Origin of the sequence: Cellulomonas taurus (assembly GCF_012931845.1) — a bacterium.
Lineage (GTDB): Bacteria > Actinomycetota > Actinomycetes > Actinomycetales > Cellulomonadaceae > Cellulomonas > Cellulomonas taurus.
This window is the reverse complement of record NZ_CP051884.1, coordinates 1,318,010-1,338,395: the sequence shown is the minus strand read 5'-3', so window position 1 is coordinate 1,338,395 and position 20,386 is coordinate 1,318,010. Positions and strand designations below refer to the sequence as shown.

Sequence of the window (20,386 nt, the reverse complement as noted above, 5' to 3'; positions counted from 1 at the left end):
GTCGCGCGGAGCAGAGCAGTCGCGCGGGTCAGAGCAGCCGCGCGGGTCAGAGCATCGGCAGGAACCGCTTCAGCTCGTACGGCGTCACCTGCGAGCGGTAGTCCTCCCACTCCTGGCGCTTGTTGCGCAGCACGAAGTCGAAGACGTGTTCGCCCAGGGTCTCGGCGACCAGCTCGGAGGACTCCATCACCGCGATGGCGTTCTCCAGGGTGGCGGGCAGCGGGTCGATGCCCATCGCCCGACGCTCGGAGTCGGTCAGCTCCCAGACGTCGTCGTCGGCGCCCTCCGGCATCTGGTAGTTCTCCTCGATGCCCTTGAGCCCGGCCGCGAGCATCACCGCGAACGCCAGGTAGGGGTTGGTCGCCGAGTCGACGGCGCGGTACTCGATCCGCGCCGAGTTCGACTTGCCCGGCTTGTACATCGGCACCCGCACCAGCGCGGAGCGGTTGTTGTGCCCCCAGCAGATGTACGACGGGGCCTCGGCGCCGCCCCACAGCCGCTTGTAGGAGTTGGTGAACTGGTTGGTCACCGCGGTGATCTCGGCGGCGTGCTTGAGCAGACCGGCGATGAACGAGCGGGCCACCCCGGACAGTTCCAGCGGCTCACCCGGGCCGTGGAAGGCATTGCGGTCGCCCTCGAACAGCGACAGGTGGGTGTGCATCCCGGACCCCGGCTGGTCGGCGAGCGGCTTGGGCATGAACGAGGCGAACACCCCCTGCTCCAGCGCCACCTCCTTCACCACGGTGCGGAAGGTCATGATGTTGTCGGCGGTGGTCAGCGCGTCCGCGTACCGCAGGTCGATCTCGTTCTGGCCCGGCCCGGCCTCGTGGTGGGAGAACTCCACCGAGATGCCCATCGACTCCAGCATGGTGATCGCCGCCCGCCGGAAGTCGTGGGCGGTGCCGCGCGGCACGTGGTCGAAGTAGCCGCCCTGGTCGACCGGCACCAGCGGCCGGTTCGGGTCGGTGCTCGGCTCGAACAGGTAGAACTCCACCTCGGGGTGGGTGTAGAAGGTGAAGCCCTGCGCCGACGCCTTGGCCAGCGCACGCTTGAGCACGTTCCGGCTGTCGGCCAGCGAGGGCTCGCCGTCCGGGGTGAGGATGTCGCAGAACATCCGTGCGGTGCCGTGTCGCTCGCCGCGCCAGGGCAGCACCTGGAAGGTGGTCGGGTCCGGCTTGGCGATCATGTCCGCCTCGTAGACCCGGGTCAGCCCCTCGATCGACGAGCCGTCGAAGCCGATCCCCTCGGAGAAGGCCGCTTCCAGCTCGGCGGGCGCGATGGCCACCGACTTCAACGTCCCCAGCACATCGGTGAACCAGAGACGGATGAAGCGGATGTCCCGCTCCTCGACCGTGCGGAGCACGAACTCCTGCTGCCTGTCCATGCGCCCCATCCTGCACGATCAAGATTGCGAGCAGGTGACATGGCGGGAGAATCGCCGAAGGAAAGACCTAGGCTGACCTTCATGCCACTGCGGATCGCGCTCGCCCAGATCGACACCTGTGTCGGAGACCTCGACGGCAACACCCGGGCGGTGCTGGCCTCCGCCCACAAGGCAGCCGAGGCGGGAGCACGGCTGGTCGCCTTCCCGGAGATGACCGTCACCGGCTACCCGATCGAGGACCTGGCGCTGCGCGCGTCCTTCCGGCGCGGCGCGGAGTCGGCGCTGGCCCGGTTGGCCGCCACCCTGGTGGACGAGGGCCTGGGCGACCTGACCGTGGTGTTGGGGATGGTGGGGACCCGCGACGGGCGACCGACCAACCAGGCGGTGGTGCTGCACGGTGGCACCGTCACCGCCCGCTACGACAAGCGGCACCTGCCGAACTACGGCGTCTTCGACGAGTTCCGGATCTTCACCCCGGGCCACGAGTCCTGCGTGATCGAGGTCGACGGCCGGCGGGTCGGCCTGGCGATCTGCGAGGACATCTGGCAGGACGGCCCGGTCGAGGCGTTGGTCGGCCAGGGTGTCGAGCTGCTGCTGGTGCTGAACGGGTCCCCCTATGAGGAGGGCAAGGTGCACCAGCGCGCCGACCTGGCGACCCGGCACTCCGCGACCCTGGGCGGCATCCCGGTCGCCTACGTGAACATGGTCGGCGGCCAGGACGACCTGGTCTTCGACGGCGGCTCCTTCGTGGTGGCCGGGGACCGGGTGCTGGCCCAGTCGCCGCAGTTCGTGGCCGACCTGGCGCTCTGGGACCTGGCCGACGCCGGTGCCGAGCAGACCACCGGGAAGCTCGCTCCCCCGCTGGAGCCCGACGAGGAGGTCTACCGGGCACTGGTCACCGGCCTGGCGGGCTACGTGCAGAAGAACGGCTTCCGCCGGGTGGTGCTCGGCATGTCCGGCGGGATCGACTCCGCCCTGGTCGCCGCGATCGCGGCGGACGCGCTGGGGGGCGAGAACGTCACCGGTGTCTCGATGCCCTCGCGCTGGTCGTCGGACCACTCCAAGGACGACGCCGCCGACCTTGCCCAGCGGATCGGTGCCGACTACCGGGTGCAGCCGATCAAGCCGGTGGTGGACGCCTTCGAGGCCGGGCTGCCGCTGGACGGGGTCGCCGCGGAGAATCTGCAGGCCCGGGTGCGCGGGATGATCCTGATGGCGGTGTCCAACGCCGAGGGGCACCTGGTGCTCGCCACCGGTAACAAGACCGAGCTGGCGGTGGGCTACTCCACGATCTACGGCGACGCCGTCGGTGGCTACGCCCCGATCAAGGACGTCGACAAGTCCCGGGTGTGGGCGCTGTCCCGGTGGCGGAACAACCACGCCGTCGACCGGGGCGAGATCCCGCCGATCCCGGAGAACTCGATCACCAAGCCGCCGTCGGCCGAGCTGCGGCCCGGTCAGGTGGACCAGGACTCGCTGCCGCCCTACGACCTCCTCGACCAGGTGCTGGACGCCTATGTCGAACACGCCGAGGGCCGCGCCGAACTGCTCGCTCGCGGCTTCGACCCCGAGGTCGTCGACCGGGTGTTGTCCCTGGTCGACCGCGCCGAGTGGAAGCGGCGGCAGTACCCCCTCGGCCCGAAGGTCACCGCCCTGGCGTTCGGCCGGGACCGTCGACTTCCGATCACCAGTCGCTGGCGCGAACCGATCGACCCGCACACGTCCACCACCAGCACGGAGCACTGAGATGTCGCACATGCCCGACCCCGCCACCACCACCCGTCGCGTCCGGGTGCACCACTTGGCGCAGGCCAAGCAGCGGGGCGAGAAGCTGACCATGCTGACCGCCTACGACTTCGCGGTGGCCCGGTTGTTCGACGACGCGGGGATCGACCTGCTGCTGGTCGGGGACTCGATCGGCAACACGATGCTCGGCCACGAGTCGCCGATCCCGGTCACGGTGGACGAGATGCTGCCCCCCACCCGCGCCGTGGTCCGGGCCGCCCGGCGGGCGATGGTGGTCGCCGACCTGCCCTTCGGCTCCTACGAGGCATCCGCCGCGCAGGCGCTCGGCACCGCCGTCCGCTATGTCAAGGAGGCCGGGGCGCACGCGGTGAAGCTGGAGGGCGGCAAGCGCAGCGCGGCCCAGATCCGGGCGCTGACCGACGCCGGGATCCCGGTGGTCGCGCACCTCGGCTTCACCCCGCAGTCGGAGAACACCCTCGGCGGGCACCGGGTGCAGGGCCGCGGCGACGAGGCCGCCGAGCTGCTGAGCGAGGACGCCCTGGCGGTGCAGGAGGCCGGTGCGGTCGCCGTGGTGCTGGAGATGGTCCCGGCCCCGGTCGCGGCCCGGGTCACCGAGATCCTGCACATCCCCACCATCGGCATCGGTGCCGGGCCGGACTGCGACGGTCAGGTCCTGGTCTGGACCGACATGGCCGGGATGGGCGACTGGTCACCGCGGTTCGCCAAGCAGTACGCGAACATCGGGCAGCTGCTCACGGACGCCGCCCGGTCGTACGCGGCCGAGGTGCGTGGCGGCGAGTTCCCGGACGAGGGGCACTCCTTCCTGGACTGACCGGCGATTCGGCCCCGGGGACCCCGGGCGCACCTCTACGCTCGTCCGCATGCCCCGGCTGATGGTGGACGAGCGCCCGACCGTGTCGTCGCCGTCCCCGGGCCTGCGGCTGACCCGGCGCGGTCGGTTGGTGCGGACCGGCGTGATCCTGGCGCTGCTGCTCACCGTCGTGGTGGTCCTCGTACAGCTCACCCGACCGGACCCCGCGCCCGCGACCCCGATCACGCCGGTGGCCACCGTGCCACCGACCTGTGTGCCCACCGCCGAGACCTCGCAGAACTGCTGGCCGGCGATCACCGAGGGGAACGACGACCGCCTGGTGCAGTCGCCCTGGTTCACCGGCCGGGTGCTCGCCGGTGACGTCGAGGTGGTGCTGAACCACGTCGCCGAGCGCTTCGACGCCACCGTCGAGTCGGTCGACCCGGACTCCTCCTGGGGTTGGGGCTACCGGAGCGTGCGCGGCGAGGGCGACAGCTCCGAAGACGTCAGCGCGACGGCGGCAGGTGGCAGCGAGCTGTCCAACCACGCCTCCGGGACCTCGATCGACCTGAACGCCACCGAGCACCCGCTGGGTGCCGACGACACCTTCAGCGACGAGCAGGTCGCCGCGATCCACGCGATCCTGGCCGAGGTGTCACCGGTGGTCGCCTGGGGCGGTGACTTCACCGGCCGCCGGGACGAGATGCACTTCGAGATCGTCGGTGACCCGGCGGCGGTGGCCGAGGTCGCCGCCCGGCTCACCGCCGCCGGGTGAGCCGCCGTCAGTCCTGCGCGTCGCGCCGGTCCTCCTCGTCCCAGGCGGCGTTGCGCTCCCGGGCGGTGGCCAGCGCGTGCTCGGCGGCCTCCCGGGTGTCGTAGGGGCCGAGGCGACTGGACCAGGACGACTGCTTGCCCTGCTCCACCTCACCGGTCTCGACGTTGAAGTAGAAGCCCTCGCTCATCGCATCCTCCTCGTGACTGCGTTGATCCGTAGACTGCCAGGCATGACGTCCGTCCACCCGGGGACAGTGAGCCCGCCCCGCACCGTGCCGCGCTCCATCCCGCGACCGGAGTACGTCGGCAAGCCCGGCCCGACCCCCTTCACGGGCAGCGACATCCCGGCGCCGGAGGTCCTGGACCGGATCCGGGTGGCCGCCCGGATCGCCGCGCAGGCGCTGCAGGTGGTCGGCGAGGCCGTCGCCCCGGGGATCACCACCGACGAGCTGGACCGGATCGGGCACGAGTTCCTGCTCGACCACCACGCCTATCCGTCCACGCTGGGCTACCGGGGCTTCCCCAAGTCGCTGTGCACCTCGGTGAACGAGGTGATCTGCCACGGCATCCCGGATTCGACGGTGCTGACCGAGGGCGACATCGTCAACGTCGACATCACCGCGTACATCGGCGGCGTGCACGGCGACAATAACGCCACCTTCCCGGTCGGCGAGGTCGACCAGGAGTCGGCCCTGCTGATCGAGCGCACCCGCGAGTCCCTGAATCGGGCGATCAAGGCGGTCCAGCCGGGCCGGGAGTTCAACGTCATCGGCCGGGTGATCGAGAAGTACGCGGGCCGGTTCGGCTACGGCGTGGTGCGCGACTACACCGGCCACGGCGTCGGCGAGGCGTTCCACTCCGGGCTGATCGTCCCGCACTACGACGCCGCGCCCCGCTACGACCGCCTGATCGAGCCGGGCATGGTCTTCACCATCGAGCCGATGCTGAACCTGGGCACGCCGGACTGGATCATGTGGGACGACGACTGGACGGTGCTCACCGCCGACGGTCGCCGGTCGGCCCAGTTCGAGCACACCCTGCTGGTCACCGAGACCGGCGCCGAGATCCTCACCCTGCCCTGACACCACCGTCGACGGAGACCACCATGAGCACGCATCCCACGACCGCGTTCGGCATCGACATCGGCGGCTCCGGCATCAAGGGCGCCCCGGTGGACCTGACCACCGGTGAGTTCTCCGCCGACCGGGTGCGGATCCCGACCCCGCAGCCCGCCACCCCGCAGGCGGTCGCCGCCACCTGCGCCGAGCTGGTCGCCTCCTTCGACCTGCCGAAGGACGCCGCCATCGGCGTCACCTTCCCGGCCGTGGTCCAGCACGGTGTCGCGCGCAGCGCCGCGAACGTCGATTCCTCCTGGATCGGGACCAACATCGAGACCGTGCTCGGTGAGGCGCTGGGTCGTCCGGTGCTGGCGGTCAACGACGCCGACGCCGCCGGGTACGCCGAGGCGCGCTACGGTGCCGCCCGCTCCACCACCGGCGCCACCTTCGTCGCCACCCTGGGCACCGGCATCGGCACCGCGATGATCGTCGACGGTGTCCTGGTGCCGAACCTGGAGCTGGGCCACCTGGAGATCGACGGCCACGACGCCGAGTCCCGCGCCTCCGACGCCGCCCGCGACCGGGACGACCTGAGCTTCGAGCAGTGGGCCGAGCGGTTGCAGCGCTACTTCGGCGTGATCGAGGACCTGTTCTGGCCGGACCTGATCGTGGTCGGCGGCGGGGTGTCCAAGCACCACGAGAAGTTCCTGCCGTTGCTCCACCTGCGCGCGCCGATCGTGCCCGCGCAGCTGCGCAACGCCGCCGGGATCGTCGGCGCCGCCGCATTGGCCGCCGCGCACGGCGCACCGGTCGCCGCCAGCTGACCCGTTCCGGGTCGCGCTCACCCCGTTTCCGGATGCGGCACCCGCACAGTCGACCTACCGTCGAGTCATCCCCGAGCAGAGGAGGACCCCATGGGACTCGACGACAAGATCGCGAACGCCGCTGAGAAGGTTTCTGGGAAGGTCAAGGAGGCCACCGGCCGCGCTTCGGACGACGAGCGTCTGGAGGCCGAGGGCAAGGCCGACCAGTCCAAGGCGGACCTCAAGGGTGCCGGCGAGAAGGTCAAGGACGCCTTCAAGGGCTGACCCCGTACCGATGCCCCGTTCCACCTCCGGGTGGGGCGGGGCATCGCCGTGCCCGGGTGTCACCGGTCGGGGCGCAGGCGGACCGGAACGCTGAACCGCGGGACGCCGTCGCTGGTCGCCTCGGTCCGCCACGCCCCCCGGGACTCCAGGCCGACCACATCCAGGTGCGGCTGCACGATGGCGGCCAGCGGCACCGGGTAGTCCGGCGACGTCACCCGGCTCTCCGCGAGCGGGACCCCATCCGCCGTCAGCACGGTGAGCGTCCAGGTCAGCGATCCGGCACCCGCCGACCCGGGCGAGTGCATCGCCACCGTCGTGACCAGTGCCAGTTCGGCACCGCTGAGCCCCGCGATCCGAGGCAGCGTCCCGTCCCCCATCCAGACCCCCCGCTCTGTGCGGCCAGTGTGCGGCGCATCGGGTGAACTTCCCGGGACCTACGTCCCAGGTCAGCGACATCACCCCAGTTCACAGCGCCCGGCAAAGTGTGGCCGACGTCACAGTTGAGTCGTTTTCGACGAGTTGCCCGATTCCTGCCGTTCGTACACTTGTTCGATGACCGACCCGGGGCGATGGGTGCGCACCAGGCGCGGGTTCTTGCGTATCCCGCCGCCGCAGTGCCCCGCCTGCGGATGGGCCTGGCCCACCTTCGGACCGTTCCGGCCCCGGGAGGGCTCGGTGTTCTGCCGCTGCGCACCCCGGCGCACCCACACGCTGTGGACCTGTTCCTGTGGTGCGTTGGTGGCCGAGGGCTGCCACGACGTCCGGGGGTGGGGTCGCGCGTCCGTGCCGGCCGGACTCGCCGCCGAACGCCGCTGGTCGTGTTGACAGCGGGTGAACTCGCGGATGCGATCTTGCCTCGACCCGCGCACTGCCGATAAGAGAGAGATGGCCCGCATACGTCCGACCCCCGCGGTCGTCGCCGCACTCCTGGTGCTGGCGACGGCCTTCGTGGCGGGCGGGCCCGACATCGCCCTGTGGGCACTCGCCACCCTCGCGGCCGCTGCCGGCACCGTCCGACTGCGTACCGTCCACGCCGACGACGACGCGACGCTCTGGCGCTGGAGTACGCGTGGCGGCTGGGCATTGACCGTCGGACTCGGCATCGAATCGGTCGTGCGCGCCGTCGGCCTCGGCAGCGCCGCCCAGGACTGGGCGCTCAGCTGCGCGGCGATCGCGGCGTCCGCCGCCGTGTACCAGGGACTGGTGCGCTGGAACCGGTCCAGCACCGCACTCTCCGACCCCGGCGACTGGGCGAACGGGGTCAGCGCCTTCCTCGCGGCGGTCGCGCTGGGCTGCCTGATCCGCACGCAGCTGTCCCCCGGACCCTCCACCCTCGGCCCCGATCTGCTCGGGCACGTGCTCCGGCTCGCCGCCGCCACGGTCCTGGTCGGCAGCTGCCTGACCGTGACCGCCATCGCCGACCTGCGCTCCGATCGCCGCGCGGCCCTTCTGAGCGGTGGCGCCCTGACCGCGCTGATCGCCGAGCTGATCGCCATGCTGGCCGGCCTCGACGTGGTGGCGGGGATGGGGTGGGCGGCACTGATCGTCGCCGCCGCGATCGCCTGCGGACTCCCCCACTCAGATCGCACCGCCACCTACTCCTCGTCCCGGGCCACCACCGCGGGCTCGGTGGTCGTGATCGCCGCCGCCCTGGCCATCGTGGCCACCAACGCCGTGCTGCCGGGGGGCTCCCGTGTGGTGGTCGCCGTCGCCGTGGCCGCCGGGCTGATCGCCTGCGTCCGGGCACTGCGCCTGGTCCGCGACCTGGCACTGCTCGCCTCCTCCCGGGTCGAGGCGCGCACCGACTCCCTGACCGGCGTGCCGAACCGGCGCGCCCTGGTCGAACGACTCGACGCGGTCTCCGACTCCGACGGCACCGCTCTGCTGGTCATCGACCTGGACCGGTTCAAAGACGTCAACGACCGCTACGGACACGCGGTCGGCGACGCCCTGATCCAGGACATGGCCGAGCGGCTGGAGACGGTCTTGGCGGGTCGCGGACTGCTCGCCCGCCTCGGTGGGGACGAGTTCGCCGTGGTGCTGGACGACCCGGACCCGGAGCGCGCCGCCGGGATCGCCCACGAACTCTGCGCCGCCGCGACGATGCCCAGTGAGATCGGCGGGCGACTGCTGCGGGTGTCCGCGAGCATCGGCGTGGCCAGCACCCTGCTCGGCGAGCACCGCGACGGTGAGCTGCTGCGCGGCGCCGATGCCGCGATGTACATCGCCAAGCGGTCGGGCACCGGAGTGCAGGTCTACGACGAGGCCATCGACGCCCGCGCCCGCACCCAGCACGAACTCGCGGAGGACCTCCGGGGACTGCTCACCGGCACCAGCACCGAGCACGGGGAGCTCACCGTGCACTTCCAGCCGCAGCTCGACGCGCACACCGGTGCCGTGGTCGCCGCCGAGGCCCTCGTCCGCTGGGACCACCCGCGACGCGGACTGCTCGGCCCCTTCGCCTTCCTCGACCTCGCCGAGGAGCACGGGCTGATGACGCCGCTCACCTGGCACGTCCTGGACCAGGCCACCCGGCAGGCGCTGGCCTGGCGAACGGCAGGGGTGGACATCCCGGTGGCGGTCAACCTGTCCACCTCCTGCCTGGAGTTCCCCGGGCTGCTGGGCGCGCTGTCCGCCGCCCTCACCCGGACCGGCCTGCCGCCGTCCTCCCTGGTCGTGGAGATCACCGAGACCACCCTGATGCACGACCCGGAGCTGGCGATCGAGGTGACCCGCAAGATCCGCGACCTCGGCATCGCGGTCAGCATCGACGACTACGGCACCGGGTACTCCTCCCTGGCGTACCTCAACGACCTGCCGGCGGAAGAACTCAAACTCGACCGCACGTTCACCGGCAAACTGACCACCGACCCGCGCACCCGCGCCATCGTCTCCGGCACCATCGACCTGGCCCACCACCTCGGCCTGCGGCTGGTCGCCGAGGGCGTCGAGGACACCGAGACCCTGGACCAGCTGCGACTGCTCGGCTGCGACCGCACCCAGGGCTACCTGCACGCCCGGCCGATGCCCGCCGACGACTTCCGCGCCTGGCTCAGCGAAGCCGCCACCGTCGTCGACCACAGTGGTGCACACTGAGCCGTGCCCCGCCGACCCCGCGCCGACCCCGACTCCCCCGACGCGCTCGGCCACGGCACCATCACCATCGCCGCGGACGACCCGGGCACGCTGTACCTGAACGGCGAGATCGACCTCAATGCCACCCGCCGCTTCCGCACCACGTACTCCCCCGAGGACCTGCGCGCCGTCGACCTGGTCGACCTCAGCGGCGTCAGCTTCGCCGACTCCGGCGTGATCAGCGTGGTCGCCGTCGTACTGCTCGAACGACCCGCCGACCGGCCCCGGCTCCGGATCCGCGGGGCGACGGAGATGCTCACCTTCGTCCTGGGCGTCTCCGGGATCTCCCCGCAGGTCGACTTCGAGTGATCAGACGATCAGCGCGCGGTGCCGCACCTGCCCCTGTCCGTCGTGGTCGCTGATCCACTCGCCGGTCACCCGCCGCCCGATCAGATCCAGGTACGGCCGCACCACCTCGGTCAGCGGGTGCGGGCAGTCAGGCGCGAGCACGGTCTCACGGGCGACCACCGCCCCGCTCAGATCGACGACGCTCAGTGACCACCTGATCTGCCCGTCGCCCACGTCCTGGGGTGCGTGCAGCACGACCACCCGGGCGTGCCGGATCTGGTCCGTCGCCAGCTGGCTGATCCGTCGGGACATCACATCGCGTTTCTTCTGCCGGTCGCCCGCTGGTCGCGGGTGTCGGCCTCAGCGTGCCGGTCGACGGTCGCTCGCGTGAGGAAACCGCCGCATTTTGTGACATGTCACCCATCTGGCAGCAGTGCGATGAGTAGCGCCGCGCCGCCTCTTTCCCGAACGATTTGCCCTCTGACCTGCACCTTGATAGGCAAGGATCGGACATATCGCCGGAATGAGACGGAGTACACGATGGGAATCTTCGATCGGATCAAGGGCGCGGTCGGCAACGCCCAGCAGGCCGGCAAGGACGCGGACGCCTCCGTGGCCGCCGCGCGCGCCGCGTCCGGCGCACCGCAGGCACCCGGGGTCGCCGGGATGAGCGCCGCCGACCAGCAGGCCCTGATCGCCCAGGCGATGGCCCAGCCGGGCGGCCAGGCCGAGGCCGACTTCCGCAACACCGGCGGCACCGCCGACGACGCAGCGTTCGCCCCCGCGGCCAACGGGGTGACCTGGCAGCAGTACGCGACCGTGATCGCCCAGTCCCAGGCGGTCAACTACGACCAGGCAGCCCTCGCCGGTCTCGCCGCCGGCCAGGGCATCGACGCTGCCGCCTGGACCGCCGCGGCCGAGGAGTTCGCCGCCCGCGCCCAGACCAACCCGGCCGTCGGCCGCGAGATGGGCCGGATCGCCCGCGAGGGTCGCGCCTGAGCATGGGAGCACTGCGCGACCTGATGCGACTGGTCCGGTGGAGCCGCGACCAGCCCCGACCGTCGTTCGCCGACGCGATGGCGACCTCGGTGCAGGCCACCGAGGACGTCCGGGCGTATCAGGACGCGCTGATCAGCGGGGTGGTGGGTCCGCACAACGGCGTGCCCACCACCGCGCTGGTCGAGGAGGTACGCCAGCTGCCCAGCCCCAGCGGGCGGCGGGTGGAGCTGGTCCTCCGGATCGACGGACCGGGCCAGCCCCGGGTCACCCACACCGCGGAACCGCCACGACCGGTCCGGGTCGGCGAACTCCTGCCGGTGTGGATGCTGCGGTTCGAGCCGCAGCGGTTCTCCATCGACTGGACCCGCGCCGCCGCGAGCTGACCCCGGGCGGCCCGGATGCCGACCTCTGCCGCCGCCGACTACCGTGGCCCATGCGCTTCTCACAGGTTGTGGTGTTCGACGCCGCGGATCTCGACGCCGAGAGCACCTTCTGGGCCGGGATCCTCGACGGGCAGGTCCGGCGGGACGACGACTGGCACATGATCAGCGTCGACGGAGACGCTCGGATCGGCGTCCAGCTGGCACCGAACCATGTGCCGCCGGACTGGCCGGACGGCGTGCCGCAGCAGCAGATCCACCTCGACCTGTGGGTGGACGACTTCCCGGCCGCCCACGCGCGCGTGATGGAGCTCGGCGCCCGGGTGCTCGCCGAGGCCGGTGAGCACAACTTCCAGGTGTACGCCGACCCGGCGGGTCATCCGTTCTGCCTGTGCTGGGGCACCGACTGACGCATCGGCACCGTCAGCACTGTCGGCACCGTCAGCACTGCCCCGTGAGCCACGCGGTCGCGTCCGCCACCGGGTCCTGCGACGGCTGATCCGGTGCGATCGGCGCATCACCGAATCGGGCGCCGGTCCGGTCCTCGGTCTCCCCCACCGCGAGCGCCAGCGTCGATCCGCTGTACAGCGTCATCGTCTGGTTCACGCTGGCGTAGCCCGCGGTGGGCAGGCCGAAGGATCGCGCCCGGTCCAGCCCGTGGAACGCGATCGCCGCTTGTTCACCTGAGCTGCCCGTCCCGTCGTCGGTGAGCACCGCGACCGGCACGTCCAGTGTGGTGGCGCCCGCGGCCGTGCTGGTCGTCGTGCCGCCACCGGAGACCGTGCCGTCGGTCAGCCGGACCGTCGTCACCTGGTCCCGGATCACGAAGCTGGAGACGTCACCGTCCGGCAGCAGGGGTGCCAGCCCGGCGAGCATCGGCCCCATGTCGCCACCACCGTTCCCGCGCAGATCCACGATCACTCCGCAGACGTCGGCGTCGACCAGACCCTCGGCCAGCGTGTCGGCGTACCGCTGTCCTGCCGCGGGGTCACCGGTGAACTCGGGCACCACCGCCGTGGCGATCCCGCCGTCCACGGTCACGGTCGGCAGCGCCGGACCGCCGTCGGGATCCGACGAGGAACCGCTCGCCGGGATGATCCGCGAGTGATGCCCGCCGGCGACCCGCACCGCATCGGCCAGCGCGGCGTCCGCCTCGTCGAAGGAGTGCACGGAGGTCAGTGCGTCGAGGGCTTCCTGCCGGGCCGTGGCCCACTCCGCTCCGTGGGCGTACAGCCCCGAGTCGAGCATCCGCACGATGTCCTGCCCGTACCGCTCCGGCGACGGTGGTACCAGCCAGATCCCGATCCGGGGTCCGAACGCCCACACCGCACCCAGCACGCCCACCACACCGACCGCCATCACGGCGCTCACCGTCCACCACACCGGTCGCATTCGCTTGCTCACCACGTCCTCCTCCTGGTCAGGGCAACTCTGACCGAGCGGGACGTGCCACCGCGTCAACCCCGGGACCCGACACCATCGGCGAGCAGTCATCCCACGGGTGCGGGTGAAGCTCCCCCCGAGGGCTGACGTGTCAGGCACCACGGCCGAGGCGGACCGCATCGTCGAGGCCCGCAGGTGCCGTACGCTGCGCGACACGATGTCGGCACCCTGTCGACGTCGAGACAGGATGATGCGTGCACGAGGCAACGCCCGATCGCGACCGACTGCTCGCGACGGTGATGACTGAGCTCACCCGCACCTTGGACGCCGAGGTCGCCGTGGGACGCCTGGCACGGCTGCTGTGTCCGACCCTCGCGGACTGGTGCGTGATCAGCCTGGTCGACGACGACGAGTCCCGGATGCGTCACCGCCGGCTGCGGGACATCGGGTGGTGGCACACGGACCCCGACCACGCCGCACTGGTCCAGGAGTACGCCGCCACCAGGATCGGTGCGCTGCGGTCCAGCTCGATGCTGATGGACGCGATGGACTCGGGGCAGGTGGTGCACGTGCCGTCCGACGCGCTGACCGCGCTGCATCGCGTCCTGGAACCGGGTCGCGCCCGCGAACTCGCCGATCTCCTCGCGCCCGAGTCGTTGACCGTCATGCCGTTGCAGAGCCGCGGGCGCACCCTGGGCGCTGTCTCCCTGTTCAACGGTCCGCAACGCCCCGCGCTCTCCGACGCCCAGCGCGCGACACTGACCGAGGTGGCGTCGGCCGCGGCCGTGGTGCTGGACAACGCCCGGCTGTACCGCCGCCAGCGCGACGTCGCACTCACCTTCCAGCGCTCCCTGCTGACGGCACCGGTCGAACCCGACCACGTCGAGGTGGCGGTCCGCTACCAGCCGGCAGCCGAAGGCGCCCAGGTCGGCGGCGACTGGTACGACGCCTTCCTGCAGCCCGACGGATCGACGATGCTGGTGATCGGCGACGTGGTCGGACACGACATCGAAGCCGCCGCGGTCATGGCGCAGCTGCGGTCCATGCTGCGCGGCATCGCGGTCGTGACCCAGGATTCGCCCGCGGAGGTGCTCGCCCACCTCGACGCCGCCGCCCGCACCCTGCGGATCACCACCATGGCCAGCGCGCTGGTGGCCCGGCTGGAGCAGACCGACCGCGAGCGCGAGCTCGGGGTGACCCGGGTGCGCTGGGCCGCGGCCGGACACCCGCCGCCGATGGTGGTCACCGAGCACGGTGAGGTCACCGCTCTGGTCGCGCAGGCGCCCGGGCTGCTCCTCGGCATCGATCCGCAGCGCCCCCGGGTGGACAGCGAGGTCGTCCTCGAGCGCGGCACCACCCTGCTGATGTACACCGACGGCCTGATCGAGCGACGCACCCGGTCGATCAGGGACGGCATGGCAGCCCTGCAGGACGCGCTGAGCCGACACGCCCGCCGGGACCTCGACTCCCTCTGCGACCGTCTCCTGGCCGAACTGCCCGCCGGCCCCGGCGACGACGACGTGGCGCTGATCGCCGCCCGCCTGCACCCCCAGGACCGCCCTCGCCCGCCCGAGGCCGGTCCGAACGTCGTCCCGCCGGACGTCCCCGACGACGAGGCCGACATCTCCGCCTGATCACGGCAGACCCCGGGCGCTGCTCACATCGCATGGGGCAGGAACCGCGCCCAGACATGCTTCTGCCGCGCCGTCACGTACCACCCGACCTCCGACGACAGGGCGAGCGCCAGGACCAGGCCCACCCCACCCTCGGCCACCGGCCTGCCGCGCACGACCTTCGGCGTCACCGCAGGAGCTCCGTCCGTCACATCGAGGACACAGCCGTTCCCGTCGCTGCGCAGGCATAGGGTCGCCCGCTCACCGCCGTACCGGATCGCATTCGTCAGCAGCTCCGAGGCGACGATCATCACCGGATCCGTCCGACCCCGCTCGGAGAACCTCGGCGAACGGCGCAGGTCCAGCAACTCGTGACGCAGGCTCCGCCGGACGCCCGCCATCTCCGCCAGCGACCCGATCCCCCACTGCCGGACCCGGGAGAACCTGCGCGGGGGTCGAGCGTTCCGAGTGAGGCCACGCGGCGACGAACCCGCCGGTCGATGCTGCACAGCGGGGTCTCCGAGACGTCGAGGTGTGAAGCCCTCAACGTAGACCCCCGGGCCACCGCCCGCGAACGCGCCGCGCACCGGGCTCGCGGCAAAGACTCAACGAGAGCGGCGAGACCGCCGTGAGGTGCGCAGTGTGGCCCCGATCCAGGAGGCCAGGGCCGCGGCGCCGGCGATCACCAGCATCGACCCGGGGTCGGACTCACCGAACACCCACCGCGCCACCAGCGCACCGATGATGGCCCCGACCACGGCGGCGAGCAGCACGGTCAGGCTGCGACTGCGGCGATGTTCCATCCGTCGATGGTGCCAGCGTCGGCGCGCGGGTGTCCGGGGATTCTCGGACCGGGATCCGGTGCCTCGGAGCCGCGGCGATGAAGCGCTGACGGCGGGGCGGTGACGTCGAACCGCCAGAGGTGGATGAGCTGGCCGATACGCCGGGTTCCGCAGAACGCTGGCCTGACCAGCAGCTTCGCCGTTCTGGGGGCTGTGTGGGGGCTCAGGCTGCTGGGAGATGGATCACGCCGTCGGACGCGTCCCTCATCTTCTCATCGTCGTCCGGCCAGAGGTGGGCGTAGGTCGTCAGAGTCTCCGTCGCGTCCTTGTGACCGAGTCGGTGCGCCACCGCCACCGGTGACGCCCCCTGTGCGATCAGCATCGAGGCGTGGAAGTGGCGTAGCTCGTGCCAGCCCGTTCCCTCGTCGAGGCCGATCTTGGCCGCCGCAGCTCGCCACGCCGTCGATGCCATGCCCCGGGTGATGGCGTTCCCGGTGCCGGTGGTCAGCACGAGACCGGTGCCGCGGTCACCCAGCGCTTCGAGGGTGGCGGTGCCGATCGAGATCACCCGGAGTGAGTATGTGGTCTTGAGCGGCCCCCACGCGGGCGCCGAAGAGACCGTCGACGTCATCTGCCGGTCGACGCGCAGCTGCGCACCACCTGGGGCGGGCGTGATCCGGTCCCACGTCAGGCCCCGCAGCTCCCCGGACCGCATGCCGGTCGCCGCAGCGAGCACCGCCATGCGCTGGTACGGCCGCCAGAGGGCGTTCGTGAGGTCCTGCACCTTCGCCACGGCCATCGGTATGACCGGCTCACGCTCGACCGCGGGCAGGTTGATCTTCCGGCACGGCGACGCCGTCAGCCGACGCTCGTCGACCGCGAGGGAGAAGATCCCCGCGAGGTAGACGTACGTCACTCGCACGGTCGATGGCGCGAGCTCACGCGACCACCCGGTGACGGCCTGCTGGACGACACCGCGGTCGATCGCGGACAGCGGCCGCTCCCCCAGCGCCGGCAGGATCGTGTTGTCCAGTCGGCGCCGGATCACACCGAGCGACGAGGCCCGCTGGTGGAGCTGCTCGTCGAACCAGCGCTCGCTCATCTCCCGGAAGGAGATCCCTGATCGCTCCGGAGCCACGTAGGTCCCGGACCGAAGTTCGACCCCGACGTGGTCGAGGTGTGCCTCCGCGGCGTCCTTGGTGGCGAACGCCTTCTTCCGGCGGCGCCCATCGGCTTCATGCCAGACCGCGAGCCATCGTGAACCCTTCCCGTGGCGGGGTCCCTTGATCTTCCGGCCGGTCGAGCCGGGGATCGTCCACCGATCCTCGATGTGAGCCAAGCAAGCTCTCCGAATCGTGATCCCCGCGGACGGTCACCGCATCGAGCTATGCCATCCGTCGAGGTGAGGCGGGACTGAGAAGGTCGTGGTGTAAGCGGAGTACAGGCGTGGGACGCACACCAAGAGGAGGAGACCGAGGTAGGCCGTGAGGAAGATAGCCGCCCATGCGATGTACCAGGGCACGTGCCCCGTGCCACCGACGTTCATCCCGACCACCAGCACGATCGCGTCGACGATAGCCACGAGTACGGCTGCCAAGAGGTGGTTGACCGTCTCGTCGAGACCTTCCCGGCGACGCTCCACCCACTCACCGTCCCGCTCCGCGAGGCGCGCGCGCAGGCCGACCATCTGAGCGAAGACGCTTAGCGCACCGCTGATGAGGAGAGCTACGGCGGTGAGGAGCGCAGCGGGCTGGTTGAGCTCCCAACGCAGAGCCAACGTCAGCGCGGCTAGTACACCTGGAACCCCGAGGAAGACGACGTGCGCAAGGCGGTCCTTGCCGACACCGGCCTCACCGAAACTCAGCGATTTCCAGTGGCCCCGGATCACCGCTGAGATGTCGAACCTACTCATCTCTACCCCCGGGGTGATGGCCAGCCTGTCCAGTCGAAGTCAGGCTTCTCTTCATACAGGACCCTACTGACAGCCCTGCGCACGTGCCCGAGGAACTCGTCTCGATCCGGGGCACGATCGCCTACCTGGTAGGTGAAGACGTCCGACATGGAGTTGGGTGTCAGAGTGCGGGGACCGAAGTCGTCATCTTCAACCCTGATCGAGACGTCGTCGAAGCCGACCTCGGCGATCTCGTCACCGAGAATTGCGGCGACGGAGGATGCTGCAACCGCTCGATCGATGGGCCGCTCAGACATGAACGCGTCCTGCCACGCTTTGAGCTCGCGTCGCGTTGCGCGCCTGGCCGCATCGGTGTCGACCGCGGCAGTCAACCTGAGTTCCTCTTTCTGCATCTGGCGGTCAATCCGCTCCTTGTGCCGGGTGAGAACGAGTTCGTTGGGCTGCGCCCTACGCAGATACGAGTTCAGCAGTTCGTCGTCTCCCAGCGGCTTGAGAACCAACTTCCACCACGCCGGAGCGGTACCAGGACCGAGCGCGACGGGTGATTCGCTCGCCCATTGACGTAGCCAGCGCTGGAGGGGGGCCTGAGGGCACGCGCCCGAGATCGCCTCTACGGCAAGAACACCGGTGCAATCGCCGGCACCAGACGGCACGATCAGAAACCCGTAGTATCCGCGGGTCGGAGGAAGGCCCGTGATGTCCTTGTCGAAGCTGGATCCCTCCGGTGAAGTCGCGCGGTCGTGATCACCGGGGCGCCCATAACGCACCTTGAAGCCTATGTGCCGTCCGATCCTGGCGACCTCTTCGATGTAGAAAATTGGATCCCGCGACCGGTCGGGCCCGTCGGCTTCCTCGCCCTCTGGGGCTGGCTCGTGAGGCAGTCCGATGACGCGGACGTCTCGACGCGATTCCCACACCATGGCGATGAAGTCGGCCAAATCTGAGTCCGGTTGCGTGTGCTTGAAGGGCACCGCCTTGCGCCCTTCCCCCTTGCGCAGCGACGCGGTGAAGAGCCGAAATCCATACTTCGACACGGGCTAGCCCCCTGAGATGTTAGTTCTGTGTGACAGAAGCGATGTCCGCGACCCTAGGTCCTGGTGTGGGCGAATGCTGGGACCTTCCGGTCTTCGACGTGCGCCACACCACTCCTAGTTCGTCATCTCCACGATCACATCTAGTCCGCTGTCCGGGTGGTACGACCATGTCGCGTCGATACCGGCCCACGATCCGGTCTGGCGGCCGTCGAGAGCACGGGTCGATTGCATCTCGGACTTCACCGAGTCGGGCACCTCGAGTGCGTCCAGTACGCACATCACGTTCGTGATCGTGAGGTCGCCAGTTCCGTAGTCCTCACCCCGCATGTCCAGAACCACAGAGGTTCCACCGTCGCCGGGTTCAGCGTCGGTCCCGCACTCGTAGAGCGCGGTCGTGATGGGAGTTGAGGCCCACAGCTTCACTTCACCCTCCGGGCCAGCGGCCTCCCCTGGCGCCGGCTCCTGGGAGTTCACGGTCCACTGCTCCAGGTGCGAGTTCCCCGGGGTCGTGGCACCGCGATAGGTCGCCTCGAATCCAGCCTCACCCAGTGCGGATTCGGCAGCAGCGGCGGACATGCCCGTGACGTCGGGAACTCCGGGAGACCGTCCAAATGCAAGAGCAACGAGCACCGCCGCTCCTGCGATGACCACCACGCCCGCTCCGATGGTCCACGGCACCCATCGCCGACGGACTCGCATTGACCGGCGAGACTCGGACTCAGCCGGACGGTCACCACCCACCGTTCTCGCAGCCTCGACCGGGGCTGGCGCTGGCGGCGGTGCCGCCTGAAGGTCGAACTCGGTCTGGTGAGTCCACTGACTCCCGTCCCACCAACGACGGCCGTTCGGGTCCGCCGGGTCCGGATACCAGCCAGGTTCGGGCACGCTCATGTATCCCCCTAGAGTTGCCGGGCTTCGCCGCCCGAGTCTGCTTGCGTGTACTGATTGCATCGGCACGGTCAGCCGCACCTCTGAGCGCTAGCCCACGAGTCGAACGACTCCGACCTCTCGCAGGTAGTCGGCGCGCCACAGCTCGACCAGCGTCGCCGTGACGTTCAACTCACGGGCGAGCGCGCCGGCGTGCGCCCCGACTGCCCGTTCGGCCAGGGCGTAGTCCTCCCGGGAGATCAGCAATCGCGCGGCGTAGGTGTTCGCCTGGCGCTCATCGCGTGGTCGATCGTGCTCGTTGGTCCAGTCGTGACCGTGCGCTCGATGGCCGCACTCGTGAGCGAGCGTGATGCGTTGCGCCTTCACCGGGCGCTCGGAGTTCACGACCACGAGTCCACTGCTGTGCAGTTCCCCGTGACGGCGACCGAGGTCTCTGAACTTCACGCGCAGACCAAGGCCCGCTGCGTGTGCGAGCAGATCTTCCACCCGCCCCCTCCTACGGCTGATCCTCCTGGGCTTCCAGCTCGTCTACGAGCTGGTCGTCCTCGTGCGCCGCCAGTGTGTAGTCCCCCACTGACAACTCGTCGGCCGGGCTCCCCCCGGCCCGCGTAATGGCGGCGGGCTGCTGGTCGTCATCCTGGGCACTCTCCTTGTCGCGTCGGAGTCGCTCCGAGAACAGGGCGATCAGCGTGGCGTCGTCCGGTTGCTCGTAGCGCGAGATCGTGACCGGGAGGTGGCGAGCATCGAGAACGCCAGCCGCGACGAGCGCCTCACCGACAGAGCTGTCGTAGTGGACTGCGAACTTCACGGCGACGTCTGCCGTCGCTCGCTCGATCTCGCCCTTGGCCCATCTCGACACTGTCGGCTGGCTGACGCCGGCCGCGTCGGCGATCTCCTTCTGCGATGCCGACCCGGCGACGGTCTTCACGTACTGCCACCACTTGGTCACTGGCTGCACATTGGCAGACATCTCGGGCCTCCGGACCGCGCGATTCGGACTTGCATGCGCGCAAGCATGTCGGACCGCAAATTACACCACATGCGTTTCTGCAGGTCAGAGCATCCCTGTTCACCCATACGCCGTCCCGTTACCAAACCGTGACGCGGCATG

At 70.4% G+C, this 20,386-nt stretch carries 25 protein-coding genes and 1 pseudogene; 12 read left to right on the top strand and 14 right to left on the bottom strand.

What is annotated here, in order from left to right:
- Positions 1-46: 46 nt before the first annotated feature.
- A complete protein-coding gene (gene glnA / locus HGK68_RS06200; RefSeq protein WP_169165179.1) occupies positions 47-1,384 on the bottom strand; it encodes a type I glutamate--ammonia ligase in 1,338 nt (445 codons plus the stop codon).
- Positions 1,385-1,465: 81 nt separating this feature from the next.
- Here glnA and HGK68_RS16060 point away from each other — a divergent pair, with 81 nt between their 5' ends.
- Genes HGK68_RS16060 through HGK68_RS06185 form a run of 3 tightly spaced genes read left to right on the top strand, consistent with a single transcriptional unit; the run spans position 1,466 to position 4,716 of the window.
- Positions 1,466-3,130 (top strand): NAD+ synthase, encoded by a 1,665-nt coding sequence (locus tag HGK68_RS16060; RefSeq protein WP_169165178.1) that lies wholly within the window; start codon positions 1,466-1,468, stop codon positions 3,128-3,130.
- Position 3,131: 1 nt separating this feature from the next.
- Positions 3,132-3,962 (top strand): 3-methyl-2-oxobutanoate hydroxymethyltransferase, encoded by an 831-nt coding sequence (gene panB / locus HGK68_RS06190; protein ID WP_169165177.1) that lies wholly within the window; start codon positions 3,132-3,134, stop codon positions 3,960-3,962.
- 49 nt (positions 3,963-4,011) lie between these two features.
- Entirely contained in the window at positions 4,012-4,716 is a 705-nt protein-coding gene (locus HGK68_RS06185; protein WP_169165176.1) for a M15 family metallopeptidase, read from the top strand.
- 7 nt (positions 4,717-4,723) lie between these two features.
- On the opposite strand, the gene HGK68_RS06180 is transcribed toward HGK68_RS06185, so the two are convergent.
- Positions 4,724-4,903: an SPOR domain-containing protein gene (locus HGK68_RS06180; RefSeq protein ID WP_169165175.1), complete on the bottom strand. Its 180-nt coding sequence runs from the start codon at positions 4,901-4,903 to the stop codon at positions 4,724-4,726.
- A gap of 42 nt (positions 4,904-4,945) precedes the next feature.
- Here HGK68_RS06180 and map point away from each other — a divergent pair, with 42 nt between their 5' ends.
- From map to HGK68_RS06165, 3 genes are all read left to right on the top strand, one after another.
- Positions 4,946-5,797: a type I methionyl aminopeptidase gene (map, locus tag HGK68_RS06175; protein ID WP_169165174.1), complete on the top strand. Its 852-nt coding sequence runs from the start codon at positions 4,946-4,948 to the stop codon at positions 5,795-5,797.
- A 23-nt stretch (positions 5,798-5,820) separates the two neighbouring features.
- Positions 5,821-6,597, top strand: a complete 777-nt coding sequence (gene ppgK / locus HGK68_RS06170; protein ID WP_169165173.1) for a polyphosphate--glucose phosphotransferase — start codon at positions 5,821-5,823, stop codon at positions 6,595-6,597.
- A gap of 90 nt (positions 6,598-6,687) precedes the next feature.
- Positions 6,688-6,861 (top strand): CsbD family protein, encoded by a 174-nt coding sequence (locus tag HGK68_RS06165; protein WP_169165172.1) that lies wholly within the window; start codon positions 6,688-6,690, stop codon positions 6,859-6,861.
- 59 nt (positions 6,862-6,920) lie between these two features.
- Here HGK68_RS06165 and HGK68_RS06160 read toward each other — a convergent pair whose 3' ends face one another.
- Positions 6,921-7,238: a hypothetical protein gene (locus tag HGK68_RS06160; RefSeq protein WP_169165171.1), complete on the bottom strand. Its 318-nt coding sequence runs from the start codon at positions 7,236-7,238 to the stop codon at positions 6,921-6,923.
- A 508-nt stretch (positions 7,239-7,746) separates the two neighbouring features.
- Between HGK68_RS06160 and HGK68_RS06155 the strand changes: the two genes are divergently transcribed.
- Together HGK68_RS06155 and HGK68_RS06150 are read left to right on the top strand one after the other, a co-directional pair.
- On the top strand, positions 7,747-9,957 hold the full coding sequence (locus HGK68_RS06155) for a putative bifunctional diguanylate cyclase/phosphodiesterase (RefSeq protein WP_169165170.1): 2,211 nt from the start codon (positions 7,747-7,749) through the stop codon (positions 9,955-9,957).
- Between the two features lie 3 nt (positions 9,958-9,960).
- Complete coding sequence (locus tag HGK68_RS06150) at positions 9,961-10,305, top strand: STAS domain-containing protein (protein WP_169165169.1); 345 nt, start codon at positions 9,961-9,963, stop codon at positions 10,303-10,305.
- Here HGK68_RS06150 and HGK68_RS06145 read toward each other — a convergent pair whose 3' ends face one another.
- Complete coding sequence (locus HGK68_RS06145; RefSeq protein WP_169165168.1) at positions 10,306-10,596, bottom strand: hypothetical protein; 291 nt, start codon at positions 10,594-10,596, stop codon at positions 10,306-10,308.
- A 228-nt stretch (positions 10,597-10,824) separates the two neighbouring features.
- On the opposite strand from HGK68_RS06145, the gene HGK68_RS06140 reads away from it, so the two are divergent.
- The 3 genes from HGK68_RS06140 to HGK68_RS06130 are packed head-to-tail and all read left to right on the top strand — an operon-like array spanning position 10,825 to position 12,073.
- Positions 10,825-11,283 (top strand): hypothetical protein, encoded by a 459-nt coding sequence (locus HGK68_RS06140; RefSeq protein WP_169165167.1) that lies wholly within the window; start codon positions 10,825-10,827, stop codon positions 11,281-11,283.
- Positions 11,284-11,285: 2 nt separating this feature from the next.
- Positions 11,286-11,666 (top strand): hypothetical protein, encoded by a 381-nt coding sequence (locus HGK68_RS06135; protein ID WP_169165166.1) that lies wholly within the window; start codon positions 11,286-11,288, stop codon positions 11,664-11,666.
- Positions 11,667-11,716: 50 nt separating this feature from the next.
- On the top strand, positions 11,717-12,073 hold the full coding sequence (locus HGK68_RS06130; RefSeq protein ID WP_169165165.1) for a VOC family protein: 357 nt from the start codon (positions 11,717-11,719) through the stop codon (positions 12,071-12,073).
- Between the two features lie 31 nt (positions 12,074-12,104).
- Here the strand turns inward: HGK68_RS06130 and HGK68_RS06125 are convergent, their stop codons facing one another.
- Positions 12,105-13,067 carry a S41 family peptidase gene (locus tag HGK68_RS06125; RefSeq protein WP_169165164.1) on the bottom strand — a complete coding sequence of 321 codons (963 nt, stop codon included), beginning with the start codon at positions 13,065-13,067 and terminating at the stop codon, positions 12,105-12,107.
- A gap of 278 nt (positions 13,068-13,345) precedes the next feature.
- On the opposite strand from HGK68_RS06125, the gene HGK68_RS06120 reads away from it, so the two are divergent.
- Positions 13,346-14,680, top strand: coding sequence for a PP2C family protein-serine/threonine phosphatase (locus HGK68_RS06120; RefSeq protein WP_169165163.1), 1,335 nt, complete (start codon positions 13,346-13,348; stop codon positions 14,678-14,680).
- A 23-nt stretch (positions 14,681-14,703) separates the two neighbouring features.
- Here HGK68_RS06120 and HGK68_RS06115 read toward each other — a convergent pair whose 3' ends face one another.
- The 9 genes and pseudogenes from HGK68_RS06115 to HGK68_RS06080 all read right to left on the bottom strand — a co-directional run bounded on the left by HGK68_RS06115 (position 14,704) and on the right by HGK68_RS06080 (position 20,203).
- Positions 14,704-15,060, bottom strand: coding sequence for an ATP-binding protein (locus tag HGK68_RS06115; protein ID WP_281358426.1), 357 nt, complete (start codon positions 15,058-15,060; stop codon positions 14,704-14,706).
- Between the two features lie 204 nt (positions 15,061-15,264).
- The gene (locus HGK68_RS06110; RefSeq protein WP_169165161.1) at positions 15,265-15,462 is read right to left on the bottom strand and encodes a hypothetical protein; all 198 of its coding nucleotides are present in this window, start codon (positions 15,460-15,462) and stop codon (positions 15,265-15,267) included.
- A gap of 202 nt (positions 15,463-15,664) precedes the next feature.
- The gene (locus tag HGK68_RS06105; RefSeq protein WP_169165160.1) at positions 15,665-16,543 is read right to left on the bottom strand and encodes a tyrosine-type recombinase/integrase; all 879 of its coding nucleotides are present in this window, start codon (positions 16,541-16,543) and stop codon (positions 15,665-15,667) included.
- 270 nt (positions 16,544-16,813) lie between these two features.
- A complete protein-coding gene (locus HGK68_RS06100; RefSeq protein ID WP_169165159.1) occupies positions 16,814-17,353 on the bottom strand; it encodes a hypothetical protein in 540 nt (179 codons plus the stop codon).
- Positions 17,354-17,355: 2 nt separating this feature from the next.
- Positions 17,356-18,387, bottom strand: coding sequence for a hypothetical protein (locus tag HGK68_RS06095; protein ID WP_169165158.1), 1,032 nt, complete (start codon positions 18,385-18,387; stop codon positions 17,356-17,358).
- A gap of 114 nt (positions 18,388-18,501) precedes the next feature.
- Complete coding sequence (locus HGK68_RS06090) at positions 18,502-19,041, bottom strand: PASTA domain-containing protein (protein WP_246260707.1); 540 nt, start codon at positions 19,039-19,041, stop codon at positions 18,502-18,504.
- Positions 19,042-19,200: 159 nt separating this feature from the next.
- A pseudogene (locus tag HGK68_RS16055) lies at positions 19,201-19,278 on the bottom strand (DUF2510 domain-containing protein); the annotation flags it as partial.
- An 87-nt stretch (positions 19,279-19,365) separates the two neighbouring features.
- A complete protein-coding gene (locus HGK68_RS06085) occupies positions 19,366-19,761 on the bottom strand; it encodes an ImmA/IrrE family metallo-endopeptidase (RefSeq protein ID WP_169165156.1) in 396 nt (131 codons plus the stop codon).
- A 10-nt stretch (positions 19,762-19,771) separates the two neighbouring features.
- Positions 19,772-20,203: a helix-turn-helix transcriptional regulator gene (locus tag HGK68_RS06080; RefSeq protein ID WP_169165155.1), complete on the bottom strand. Its 432-nt coding sequence runs from the start codon at positions 20,201-20,203 to the stop codon at positions 19,772-19,774.
- Between the last annotated feature and the right edge of the window lie 183 nt (positions 20,204-20,386).